This is a genomic window from Acinetobacter bereziniae LMG 1003 = CIP 70.12 (genome assembly GCF_000368925.1).
Taxonomy (GTDB): domain Bacteria; phylum Pseudomonadota; class Gammaproteobacteria; order Pseudomonadales; family Moraxellaceae; genus Acinetobacter; species Acinetobacter bereziniae.
The window spans coordinates 14,964-28,179 of record NZ_KB849755.1 but is presented as its reverse complement, the minus strand read 5'-3'; the positions used below and the strand labels follow the sequence as shown (position 1 = coordinate 28,179).

The following is a 13,216-nucleotide window of genomic DNA, read 5'->3' as shown; positions in this document are numbered from 1 at the left end:
TGATCAAAACGCTTATCAATTACCCATGATAAACATAAGTTTTAAGTCGATTGAGGAAAATCAATCGACTTAAACACTGATAAAAAAAGTACAATAGTTATGCGAATTTTTTTGCCATCGCTACACACAATACTACAGCAAAACAAACCAAAACCATTGCCAAGCTTACATGTTCACCCAATAAAAAGGCTGAGAGTATTAGTCCAATAAATGGTTGTACCAGTTGAATCTGACCCACAGATGCAATTCCACCAAGTGCCAAGCCTTTGTACCAAAATATAAAGCCAATTAGCATACTGAATAGTGAAACATAGATTAATCCAAGTGTTTCTGACCAATGAATATTCTCAAAACTTTGTGGTAAATAATAAAAGCTTCCAATGAGCATTAAAGGTAAAGATACCACCAAAGCCCAGCATATGACTTGCCATCCACCCAGTTCTCTAGAGAGTTTTCCACCTTCAGCATAGCCCAATCCACATACAATAATGGATGCAAGCATATATAGATCACCTAAACTGAAGCTTAGATTGCGATTCTCATAAAACATAAAGCCAATCACAATGGCACTTCCTAACAGCGCAAATAGCCAGAATTGTAATGCAGGTTTTTCGTTGCCTCGTAATACCGCAAATATTGCGGTCGATAGGGGGAGTAATCCAACAAAAACGATAGCATGTGCTGAAGATACGGTTTGTAATGCCAGTGCTGTAAATAATGGAAATCCAATCACTACCCCGCAAGCAACAATCATTAAAGATTTAAATTGAGCAAAATTGGGTTTGGTTTGACGTAAAAGTAACAGACAGAGCAAGCCAATTATTCCTGCAATCGCTGCACGGGCTGTGGTTAGAAATTCTGGGCTAAATCCCATCACTGCGACTCGTGTTGCAGGTAGTGAACCTGCAAATATTGCAACGCCAATAAAACCATTAATCCAACCGAGATTTGTTTTATCCATGATAAATCACTCAATAAATTTATACTGATTAAATGCCGATTTATTGAATAAACACATATACAGTCCAATACAATTTTAAATAACTGTTATGGAAGTAAAACCAGTACAATGAGGGATATTTAGCTTTGAGTTTTGATGGGTTAGGGGATAATTTTTGTGAAAAAAACTAAAATAGAACAAACGATTCAACTCATTAACAACCAAATTTCAAATAAAAGTTTAATTGCAGGTTCCCGTTTGCCTTCTGTAAGGCAACTTGCCAAACAATTACACTGTTCGGTTTCCACCATCGTGGAAGCGTATGCAAGACTGATTGCAGAAGGTGTTTTAGAATCACGAGTCGGTTCTGGTTATTACGTACGAGGTAAATCAGAGCCAATGCCTGTTATTGAGACTGACATACATTATCAGCGTGAAATTGACCCTCTATGGATTTCAAGGCAATCACTTGAAGCAAAAAATGAGGTGCTTAAACCGGGATGTGGCTGGTTGCCAACCAGTTGGATGCCAGAGCAAACCATACGTAAAGCTTTAAAAACAGCTGCAAAATCAGAAGCCGTAATGCTCATTGATTATGCAACACCCCATGGTCATATTGAATTGCGAAAACTGATTGCGCGAAAGAAAGAGCAATATCAAATAAAATTTCAACTTAATCAAATTCTTATTACTGACTCAGCTACACAGTCAATTGATCTAATTTTTCGACACTTACTGGTCGCAGGGGATGTGATTTTAATTGATGATCCTTGTTATTTTAATTTTCGTGCACTCATCAAGGCGCATCACCTTCAAGCTATTTCAATTCCTTTTACCGAAAATGGACCAGATCTAGCAAAATTTGAGCAAGCACTAAGCTTAAAACCAAAAATTTATCTGACAAATTCTGGAATCCACAACCCAACAGGTGCGACAATTTCATTACAAACTGTTTATCAAATTTCAAAACTGGTTGAACAAACAGACTTAATGATTATTGAAGACGAAATTTTTGCTGATTTTGAATATATTCCAGCACCCCGTTATGCATCTTTAGCAGGTTTTCAGCATGTCATTCAAATAGGAAGTTTTACTAAAACACTTTCAGCAGCCGTTCGCTGTGGCTATATCATCGCTGATCCTAAACTTATAGATGATTTGATTGATCTAAGAATCGCGACAAATTTCAGTCCCAGCCATTTAAATGCTGAAATCATTTATCAAGCACTGATGGATAGTAGTTATCCTCGACACCTAGATTGGTTAAAGAAACAATTACTAAAATTGAGCAATGAAACAATTCAAAAGTTAAAGACATTGGGAATAAAGCCATGGGTTATTCCAACAGCAGGAATTTTTTTATGGTGTACTTTACCTCAAGGTGTGCAAGCTGCTGAATTGAGTAAACTGTGTTTAAAGCATGGTCTAATTTTGGCACCCGGAAATTCCTTTAGCCAAGCAGAACAAAGTGAACAATTCATGCGGTTTAATGTGGCACAATGTATTGATAAAAAGGTTTTTGATATTTTACAGACAGCTATTCAACAGCTACAAAACAGTTCAATAGAGAATTCTTGATACAATATACGATGTAATGAATACGTTGAATTTATAGTAATCAAAAAAGTAGTTTTGCAGTAAAACGATATGTTATAGAAATCATCAAAAATATTTTTTGGATAAGAACAATTACAAACTTTTATCGAATCATTTTCCCTATTGTTTAAAAATATGCCTAAATAACACGCAATTGCTGATTGTTTTTAAGGAAAAAGGACAATGAATACTCAGGATGTACCTAGTCCAATTGATTTAAGAAATCCACAAGATGCGTTGCAATGGGCTGAAGAAGTGAATCAGAAACGACCATGGCGATATGAGTTTTTTGATTATTATGTCAATCTTATTCAGAACTTATACAAAGAAAAGCAATTTAAAGATCAAGATGAGTCAAGCTTTTGTGTGCTGGAAATTGGTTCAGGTCCGGGTTTCTTTGCAAAGCATTTGCTGAGTCAGTGTCCAGATATTTTCTATACCGCTTTAGACTTTTCAGAACCTATGCATGAGCTTTCTAAAAGTAAGTTATCATCAGATGAGTTAGCTAGAGCTGAATTTGTGATTCAGGATTTTAAGCAAGATGATTGGAACAATTCATTGGGTAAATTCGATGCGGTGATTATCCATCAAGCTTTACATGAATTACGCCATAAAGAATATGCAAGTCAGTTTCATCAACAAATTAAAAAACTATTAAAGCATGATGCAATTTATCTCGTTTGTGATCACATTTTTGCCGATGAGGCAATGCAGAACAATGAGCTGTATATGTCTAAGCATGAGCATTTTCAATGTATAAAACAGGCTGGATATACAGATATTGAACTAGTCAAAGAGATTAAAGGGCTTTGTTTATTTGAATGCTATTTGTAAAATCCACGATGATAGATATCTTGATTGGTACTGAATGTGTCATTACATTAAACTTACATCATCCACTCAAGAGGAAGGTAGGATACACTGTACATCATAAATCTTTGGAATCTTGTCGTTTCAGGGTCCACATGATGTTCGATTACTTTACCATCGGCTTGGTAGTCCAGCCAAATCAGTTCCCCTTGAGAATTTAATTGGAGCTCATAGGCAACAGTCAGCAAGGTTCGATCTAATAAATCAGAAATTTGTTCTTGTAAAGGATCTGATTTGAGTACAAGACCAACCTCAGTGTTGATGTTGAATGATCGAGGGTCTAAGTTAAAAGAACCAATAAAGACTTTGTCGTCAATATTGATAAATTTCGCATGTAGACTGGACTTATTCTTACCCTTTTTAGGAATAATATTGCCTGTAACCACCTCATACCATGTACGGCGTTTCCGCTCTATATAAGGTTTAAACTCATAGAGTTTGGCGCCATTTTTTAATAGGTCAACACGATATTTTTGATAAAAAGCGTGCACCAAAGCCACATCATTTGCGACAAAAGAATTGGTTAAAATTCTGACATTGACATTTTGTTTTGGAAATTGGCTGATAAAATCTGTTCCATTTTGCGTCGGAACAAAATATGCAGCAATCAAATCCATTTCTTGTTTTGGATCACCCAAATGTTGATGAATTTGATGAGAAATCAATTGATTGCCTTGTGCTTTTCCCAGACTTTTCTTTGGTGAATCTGCTAAGAAATCAGCATAAGCCCAATTGATTTTGTTTTGATTCAGCTCATTGGCAAGTTCTTTCTGCTCTAAATTTACTTTTTCATCTGTAGAGTGCTCAGCTTGTTCAAGTTTTTCAAAACTTTTTCTTAAATCAATTAAATCCTGTGCGGAGCCTTTTGAAATAAATTGCTCAATTGGATAGCTCAGCTCAAAATTCCAAAATTCAGTAAAGACTTCGTTGGCACGATTAACGGATTGACCAAAAAACAACACATCCATATCTGTAAATTGAAAAGATTCACTGGCATCAAAATATTCACTGCTGATATTTCGTCCGCCAGTCACGGCAATAGCACCATCAGCAATAATCAATTTATTGTGCATACGATGATTAATTCGTTGTGCTCTAAATATATAGTCCATCACGCGGAAATGTCTGAACTTATAGGGATTGTAGAGTTTGATTGAGATATTGGGATGAGTCAGTAGTGCGCTTAATTGTCGATCTATTTTGGTTCCATTTTGATCATCAATCAATAATCGGACTTTTACACCACGATCAGCTGCCTTGAGTAATTCATGGAGCATGAGATTACCAATAAAATCATCAGCCCAAATATAGTATTGTAAATCAAGTGTATATTTTGCTTTTCGAATTAAATGTATGCGCGAAGCAATGCTTTGAAAGGCATCATTCATCGCAAGATATGCAGTCAAACCTTGCGTTAGCATGTTTTTTGCTTGTGGTTCTGTGATCCAATGATCTTGATATACCTGACTCTGTTGTTCTTGTTGTGATTGATTCATAGGAAGACGACATCCAGTAATTGAAAAAGCCAGCATAATGAAGACGAAGAAGGTCTTTGAATTATTCATTTTTACAATGAGTATTTAGATTTTACTAAATCATATCATCAAGTTAATGGTTGAATCTGTAAAGTAAAAAAGGTTACTGTAGTCCAACTGTTAAAAAACCAAACCAAAAGGAAATTTAGCGATGAAATCACGTGCTGCGGTTGCATTTGGTCCAGGGCAACCTTTAAAAATAGTGGAAATAGATGTCGCTCCACCACAAAAAGGCGAAGTCTTGGTGAAAATCACGCATACTGGCGTATGTCATACAGATGCTTTTACTTTATCTGGTGATGATCCAGAAGGTATTTTTCCAGCTGTTTTAGGGCATGAAGGCGCAGGGATTGTGATTGAAGTTGGTGAAGGTGTGACTTCGGTAAAACCGGGCGATCACGTGATTCCATTATATACTGCAGAATGTGGTGAATGCTTATTCTGTAAATCTGGTAAAACTAACTTATGTACATCGGTTCGTGCGACTCAAGGTAAAGGTGTGATGCCTGATGGAACGACACGTTTTTCATATAATGGCGAGCCGATTTATCATTATATGGGATGCTCAACTTTCAGTGAATATACGGTAGTTGCAGAAGTGTCCTTAGCTAAAATCAACCCAGAGGCAAATCCTGAACAGGTTTGTTTATTGGGCTGTGGTGTAACAACAGGCATTGGCGCAGTACACAACACTGCAAAAGTGCAGCCAGGTGATTCCGTTGCTGTGTTTGGTTTAGGTGGTATTGGTCTTGCTGTTGTTCAAGGCGCTCGTCAAGCAAAAGCAGGGCGTATTATCGTGGTGGATACCAACCCTGAAAAATTCAAACTGGCTGAAGAGTTTGGTGCAACAGACTTTGTTAATCCTAAAGATTATGACAGACCTATCCAAGAGGTGATTGTTGAAATGACCGGATGGGGAGTAGACCACTCTTTTGAATGTATTGGCAATGTCAATGTTATGCGTTCTGCACTTGAGTGTGCACATCGTGGTTGGGGACAATCTGTAATTATTGGTGTTGCGGGTGCAGGTCAAGAAATTTCTACTCGCCCGTTCCAATTGGTGACTGGGCGTACATGGAAAGGTACTGCGTTTGGTGGTGTCAAAGGGCGTAGCCAATTGCCAGGTATGGTTGAAGATGCAATGAAAGGTGATATTCAACTTGCACCATTTGTCACACATACAATGGGCTTGGAAAATATCAATGAAGCATTTGATTTAATGCATGAAGGAAAATCAATTCGCACTGTAATTAACTTCTAAATGCCCAATACTGGTTTAGAATTTAAACAACCAGTAATGCATCATGTATTACTGGTTTTTATTTGCATGATAAATGTATGAGTTTTATATAAAAATATTCTAAGCTTATCATTTTTTGTTATGTTATCGCTTTAATTCAAAAAATTCAGAGTGGGTCACTTTATGAAAAATGTTGCTATTATCGGTTTGGGTATTGCAAGTTTAGCAATTTCTGCATGTTCTTCAATTCAAACCAATGCTGCGCAAGACCAATCAGCACAAAATATGCAAAGTACTTGTATTGCTGAACGTGCGACGCAATTGATTGGTCAAAATGATATGTCTGAAGCTAAAATTAAACAACTTACACAAGCCACGATAGTTCGTAAAGTTGCACCAAATCAAGGTGTAACAATGGATTATCGTGTAGAACGCGTGACGGTTACTGTTGACCCAGTGACTAAAAAAATTACCCAAGCAAGTTGTGGTTAATTTATACCTTTAAATCATTAAGTTATGGTAAAGATCGAATAAATTTTGATTTATTCGATCTTTATTTATGTGTAAAATAATAGATCTCTTTCATAGAAAAATGATCAATAGGTTCATTTTATCTATAGCTGATCATTCTCTTTTTCATGTTTAATTGTATGAAAAGGATTTAAAACAATTCATTTAAAACCGCAAACCAAACTTGATCAACTTTTATTACAAGCGATTTGGAATTTAAATCAAAAAATTACTTTTCTATGTCACCAGACTCAAATTTTTGTAACATCGAATGAGTTAGATCGAGGTGTTCTAACCCACTTAAAAACATTAAATTTCGATAAAAATAATAAAATAATTGGCATATTTAGTGGAGGTTCTGGCATACGACTACTTGTTCAAGCGCTTGATGCGACAGGCGCATTTCAAAATAGTGAGAATTTGTCAACACACCCTAAAATTGTCTGTCAAAATTTATCATAGTTGATACTGTTCCTGAATGGAAATATTATGAAATTCAAGAACTAAACATGGATGGAAATAATATTTCACTGATGACCAAAAATCAGTTATTTAGATATGATGAACAAAATAGCCAAAATATGATTGGTTTAGAAATTCCCATTAAAAAGCTGATATATCCGATAAATACCTATCATTTTATGTCTGAAATACTACAACATATTTTTATTCATTGTGCATCATTTATATCTCGCTTTAATAAATAACATAGATTTAATCTATAATTTTAAATTAATATCATGTTATAGAATAAGTGAATAATATATAAATAAAAATACTATTTATTAAAGATATTAAGATAGAATAAAAAAATATTTTATAAATTCATTTATCATACTTGATTGAAAAATTATCTTTGCTATAGTTTAATTGCATCCGCGCTGTAAAAAATTATCTTTCCTCATTCACAATTATTATTACCCATTATGAAAAGACTGATTTTAATCTTATTATTAATTATGGCTTCAACCTCAGTATTTGCACAAAATGAAAACTATAAAATGGTCATGAACAAGCTTATAAGCAACTTTAATGCCGATCAGTATGAGAAAATTTTTAATGATTTCTCTGCTGAAATGCAACAAGCGCTGCCGCTTGAAAAAACAAAACAATTTTTTTCAGGATTAAAAAACAAGGCAGGAAAAATTGAAAGTACAGTGTTTTTGAATGAGCAGCAAGGTGACTATGCACTTTATAAAACCAAGTCTGAAAAAATGGAGTTCACTGTGAAAATTTCGATCGATCATCAGAATCACATCAGTGGACTTCTTTTTAAACCGAATGAACAACAAAAAGAAACAAAAAGCGATACTGTTAACGCACTGAACACGTATCCTAAAGAGATTTCAAACATCATCTTTACCAATGCGCAAAATTTTCCGAATAATACTCAGCTTTCAATTGCAATCCTTGATAAGGATAAAGTCAAATATTATGGTGTAATTAAAACCAATAACAAGCTTCAAGAGATTGAAAATAAAAATAAAGTATTTGAAATAGGATCAATTACAAAAGTCTTTACCTCAACTGTTTTAGCTACACTGGTTGATGAAGGTCAAATTAAATTAACGGATCAAATCAATTCGTTTTATCCAGCTTTAAAATTTAGAAATAATATTCAACTGAACTTTAAAGACTTAGCCAACCATACTTCTGGCTTACCACGCTTACCTGATAATCTAGATTTATCTAATCAAAGCAATCCTTATAAAGATTATGGTAAAAGTCAGATTGAACAATATCTTCAAGATTCATTATCAATCGAAAATATAGCGCAAAAAAAATATGCTTATTCTAACTTAGGTGCAGGATTACTCGGTTATACTCTTGGACAATCACAAGGAGTTAGTTTTCAAACACTTTTACAGCAGAAAATTTTTGATCAATATCAAATGAAAAATTCATTCGTAAATTCAAATAATCTCGCTGATCAGTTGGTCAAAGGACAGAATGCCGAGGGTCAAATAATACCGAATTGGGACTTTGACGTTTTGTTTGGTGCAGGTGGAATGCTCTCAACCACAGAAGATTTAGCAAAGTTTGCTCGTGCACATTTTGACGCCAAGAATACGGCGTTAGCTTTAACACGTACACCGACTTTTGAGATCAATAAAGATTTAAAAATTGGTTTAGCTTGGCACTTATTAAAAACACCTAATGGCAAGGATGTAATTTGGCATAATGGCGGAACAGGTGGATATTCATCATCTATGGTTATCAATGTGAAAGATCAGACTGCTGTGATTGTTTTATCCAACCTTTCAGCGTTTCATGCAAAAAACAAAAATATTGATCAATTATCTTTTGAGCTCATCAATGAAAAGGACAAATGATAACATCAGATGATGTTTGTACTGGACTGTGAAAATAAATGTTTAGAAACAATCAAACATTTAGATCATCCTGTACTTGATGCGCATCATCTGTAAGGCAGTTTAGTATTTAATATAAGTTGTTATCCAAGTTGTATTTTAGCGAACTGAATTGAACTTATGAAACTAGAGCTTATTCAAAAAGATATCTTTGTCGGTCCTATACTTTCTGCAATTTGTATAGATGAATATACATCTGCATTCTTGTCGTATAGTGAAGATCACAAATATCAAATCGTCTATGTGTCTAAAGATAAATATAAAACAATAGATCTAGGCTACAGTGAGAAATATTATCAACTTGAAAACTCACCCGTTTTGTTTTGTGTAAATCATCAACTCGGCATCATTAAAGACAAAAATGAGCTGTTATTATATTCACATGAAAAAAACAGATTCGCGCCAATTAAGATAGATAAAACTGAAACGCTCCCTCAACGATTTAACTTGTATTGGAAAAACTCAATAAGTGATTGTTCTGTTTTCCCCATTTGCTTTAACAGTGATGGCATGGGGCACGATACAAGATATTTAGCACTACTGGATTTAGATGTTATAAATCATCAAGCTTACTGGAAAAGTTGGATTACATTAGAGGCACAGACATTCTCATCTCACAAAGATAAGCAGTACCCACCTAAAATTGATACAGTCATGTTACAAGATAATGAATTATATATATTTAGCGCGGGTGGGCAATTGGTATCCATAAACAAGTGGGGAATGGATTATTATGCTTTTATCAAAACTGACTTAATGGGAAAGGTTGTTGAAACTTTGATTGATAGTGGAGATCTGCATTCAATTGATCAGAAAAAGCGTGGTGTAAATGGCTTATTGAGTAGTTCACAAAAGTATTTAATGCTTACACCTGTTTTCCAAAATGACGAATGGAAAGGTAAACAAAAGATTTTTTCACTCGCCACAAACGAAATTTTAGACATCACTTTTCCTCGTGGTTTGGGCAAATATCCGCAAATTATCCAGCATTCAGGTGATATTTTTTGGGTATATTTACGCGAAGCTCAAAGTCTTGCAATGTGTAAAGAAAAGACGCCATTATGACGCAGTAATTTTTTATTGGATTTAGATGAACAGAAATAATGAAAGAAAAAGCTGAAAATTTAATAGATGATTTTAAACAACAGGGTTGGAAGACCCCAAATCTTTATGAAAGGCTTTTTGAGCTGCTTGATGATCACCAAGCAGCTTCTACTTTTTGTCTTTTATTTATGACAAATTTTGAGAAAGGAGCAACAATATTTAATGATTCGCTTAGTTATATTGAAAAAGCAGATTTTTCTAAATTGATCGTTTTATCACTTGATCGATTAAAACAGCAGCACAATGAAAATGCGGATGCAGTCATTGAATATGCCAGTTTACAGTTTCCAGAATTACTGCATCCATATTTAGACCTCATTTTTGAGTTAAAACCGAATGAATCTGCTTTTTATGCTGAATATCCTTGGAGAAATCTAGCTGCAGACGATATAAAACCTTTTATTGAGAAAATAAAAAGTCATTCCACAGCACTATTGGATCAGCAAAAACTCTATCGGTGTTTGATGGAAACACGGAACTTAGACACGCTCAATTTTGCTTATCAATTTGCAGTTAAAAATAATATTTTTGCAAGAGAGGATATAGAGGACTATTTAATTGATGATCTAGAATCTGTTGGATTTACATTTAGGCATGGAAAAATTGAAAGCTATTGTCCAAACCTAACATTTCATTTCAAATTTCCTGAACATTATTTTCATGATGATCGTCCTATCCATATCAATAAAAAACAACATCCGACTTGGCGTTTGGCATCCGACGATAAATACTTTGCATTTGGTGGATTGATTCAAGAGGATAGTCATAATCCATTTATCCATCTCATCACATTTGAGGAGATCCCAAAAGGTTTAAATATTAAAAGTTTAGAACGGCTTAAACTCGGCATGCATATTAGAGAATTAAATGAATATAGTGAAATATTCTATCAACATGACCAGTTTGGAGAGCCGACTAAAATTGGTGATACAACAGTTGTCGAGAGTTATCCTGATTTAGCGATTAAACATACTCAAATTTGCTTTTCAGAAACTCCATCTAGATGGCTATATCAAAGTTGGGGCAGTTCAAATGGTAGAGAAAACTTGTTTAGATTAGGCGGTGAACCTACATGGATTCAAAGTCCCCAAGTTTTAACTTGCCCAGTGTGCAATGAGAAAATGGATTTTCTGATGCAACTTGATACTGATCTTCCAGATATGGAAAACGGTGAAGTTTATTTTGGAAGTGGTGGAATATGTTATGTATTTTGGTGTGATCAATCACAAGTAAGCGGCTATTTAGTTCAATGTACCTAACAATAGACCTCTTGCGAAAGTAAGTTTATGGGTCATTTAGCTATATGCAATACCTTATATAGTCAAACCGCCTGATTATTCAAACAAGTGATTTGGATGATTCATTTATTTTTTACTTTTGAATCATAAACAGTCTTGCTATCACGAGGCGACATGGATGTCGCCATGTTGAGCGGGGGTATTAGGATGTACCCCTCGCTCAACGGAAGATTTTTGTTACTTTTCATCTCTGAAAAGTAAAGTATCGCCTACTCAAAACAATTTAAACTTTAGAGCTAAAGCGTGGCAATGCAAGCTTTAGATTATCAAACAATATATTGATCGCTTTAATTTTATTGATCAAGAGAAATGATATTCTACTGTATGAATTTTTCAACAGATTGACTATATAACAAAGCTCACAGCTGCTCAAATTTTGACTAACGCAAGAGATCTAATGAAAACCATAATTTATACAGTCGCCTTTCCTCTGAAGTGTAAAACTTAGTTTGTTCATTCTCTATGATTATCAAACTTTAGCGGAGTATTGAATTGAAATATCGGGAAATTGAAGCAAAAGGTTTTTTAAATCATTTTATAAAGTGCTTTTGGTATTATGATACGGAAGAAATAGACATTCAGCATACTATTTTGCCTGATGGTTATTTCGACTTAATTGCTGAGTTTAGTCACAGGAAATTAACGCTTGTTAAACTTACAGGAATATGGACCACACCAAAAGAGATAAGAATTTCAAAAAACACTCAGATTTTTGCGGTTAGATTTAAACTCCCGGCAATCGAATATGTTTTCAAAGATCAATTAAAGTCGATTTTAGACACATCCGTTAACTTAGCTTTAAACTTTTGGCAGCTTGATCAATATCATTCAGATGAATTTGAACATTTTGTTGTTCAAATATCAAAAGATTTAGAAATCTTATTTAATGATTTAAATCAAATAGACCATAGAAAATTGAAATTATTTCGCATGGTCTATGATCAAGAAGTGAAAACTGTAGCTGAAATTTCTAACCATGTTTTCTGGAGCAGTCGACAAATCAACAGATATTTTCAGACAACATTTGGGATCACACTAAAAGAATTTTTGAACATTGTACGCTGCCATACAGCATATAGGAAAATAACCAGTGATCATCTCAATCCGAATTGTGAATATTATGATCAAGCACATTTTATTAAACAAATAAAAAAATACACAGGGACTACACCGAAAGAATTAAGTAAAAACAAAAATGACCGATTTATACAATTATTTAAGGTGACATCACAATCATAATTGATCATCTTAATTTGCAGGTGAAATCAATATGAATATTCATAAAATCTCTCCAAACTTTGAAGTGTCTGATATTCAAAAAACTGTGGCTTTTTATGTCGATCACTTGGGTTTTAAATTAATCATGGCAGTTGCAGAATCTCAAGATGGAATAGATACTCGTTTTATGGACAACAAAGCTTATGTTTATGCTTTGGTACAAAGAAATCAAATCGAATTTATGTTTCAGCGTACAGACACTTTTAAAAATGATGTTATATTTTCCAAAGGGTTAAATATAGGTGCATCTGTATCATTTTATATGGAAATTGAAGGTATAGAAGCATTTTATTTAGCACTTAAAAGCAAAAATCTAGAACTTACTGAATTAAAAACAGCGTGGTATGGAATGCAAGAATTTTATTTGAAAGATCCAAATGGTTATATTCTCGGGTTCGCTGAAGCAGCTCAAAAACAATAAATGTGCAACATGGGCATGATGACAAATTCTCACTAAGAGGTGGATCAGGAAA

Annotated in this window: 11 protein-coding genes; 9 read left to right on the top strand and 2 right to left on the bottom strand. The window is 34.3% G+C overall.

Features of this window, described 5'->3' with window-relative positions:
* Nucleotides 1–97: 97 nt before the first annotated feature.
* Nucleotides 98–961, bottom strand: coding sequence for a DMT family transporter (locus F938_RS01865; RefSeq protein WP_004830818.1), 864 nt, complete (start codon nt 959–961; stop codon nt 98–100).
* Nucleotides 962–1,117: 156 nt separating this feature from the next.
* Here F938_RS01865 and F938_RS01860 point away from each other — a divergent pair, with 156 nt between their 5' ends.
* Together F938_RS01860 and F938_RS01855 are read left to right on the top strand one after the other, a co-directional pair.
* Nucleotides 1,118–2,518, top strand: a complete 1,401-nt coding sequence (locus F938_RS01860; RefSeq protein ID WP_005028881.1) for an aminotransferase-like domain-containing protein — start codon at nt 1,118–1,120, stop codon at nt 2,516–2,518.
* 201 nt (nt 2,519–2,719) lie between these two features.
* Complete coding sequence (locus tag F938_RS01855; protein WP_005028874.1) at nt 2,720–3,370, top strand: class I SAM-dependent methyltransferase; 651 nt, start codon at nt 2,720–2,722, stop codon at nt 3,368–3,370.
* Between the two features lie 53 nt (nt 3,371–3,423).
* Here the strand turns inward: F938_RS01855 and F938_RS01850 are convergent, their stop codons facing one another.
* The gene (locus tag F938_RS01850; protein WP_005028871.1) at nt 3,424–4,902 is read right to left on the bottom strand and encodes a phospholipase D family protein; all 1,479 of its coding nucleotides are present in this window, start codon (nt 4,900–4,902) and stop codon (nt 3,424–3,426) included.
* Nucleotides 4,903–5,092: 190 nt separating this feature from the next.
* On the opposite strand from F938_RS01850, the gene F938_RS01845 reads away from it, so the two are divergent.
* The 7 genes from F938_RS01845 (at nt 5,093) to F938_RS01810 (ending at nt 13,164) form a co-directional block, all read left to right on the top strand.
* Nucleotides 5,093–6,202, top strand: coding sequence for an S-(hydroxymethyl)glutathione dehydrogenase/class III alcohol dehydrogenase (locus F938_RS01845; RefSeq protein ID WP_005028868.1), 1,110 nt, complete (start codon nt 5,093–5,095; stop codon nt 6,200–6,202).
* Nucleotides 6,203–6,364: 162 nt separating this feature from the next.
* Nucleotides 6,365–6,673 (top strand): I78 family peptidase inhibitor, encoded by a 309-nt coding sequence (locus F938_RS01840; protein ID WP_005028861.1) that lies wholly within the window; start codon nt 6,365–6,367, stop codon nt 6,671–6,673.
* Nucleotides 6,674–7,698: 1,025 nt separating this feature from the next.
* The gene (locus F938_RS01830; protein WP_227567245.1) at nt 7,699–9,024 is read left to right on the top strand and encodes a serine hydrolase domain-containing protein; all 1,326 of its coding nucleotides are present in this window, start codon (nt 7,699–7,701) and stop codon (nt 9,022–9,024) included.
* Between the two features lie 159 nt (nt 9,025–9,183).
* Nucleotides 9,184–10,128: a hypothetical protein gene (locus tag F938_RS01825; protein WP_005028857.1), complete on the top strand. Its 945-nt coding sequence runs from the start codon at nt 9,184–9,186 to the stop codon at nt 10,126–10,128.
* 38 nt (nt 10,129–10,166) lie between these two features.
* The gene (locus F938_RS01820; RefSeq protein WP_005028856.1) at nt 10,167–11,426 is read left to right on the top strand and encodes a hypothetical protein; all 1,260 of its coding nucleotides are present in this window, start codon (nt 10,167–10,169) and stop codon (nt 11,424–11,426) included.
* A gap of 531 nt (nt 11,427–11,957) precedes the next feature.
* Nucleotides 11,958–12,704: a helix-turn-helix domain-containing protein gene (locus tag F938_RS01815; RefSeq protein ID WP_005028855.1), complete on the top strand. Its 747-nt coding sequence runs from the start codon at nt 11,958–11,960 to the stop codon at nt 12,702–12,704.
* A gap of 31 nt (nt 12,705–12,735) precedes the next feature.
* Nucleotides 12,736–13,164: a VOC family protein gene (locus F938_RS01810; RefSeq protein WP_005028854.1), complete on the top strand. Its 429-nt coding sequence runs from the start codon at nt 12,736–12,738 to the stop codon at nt 13,162–13,164.
* Nucleotides 13,165–13,216: the final 52 nt, after the last annotated feature.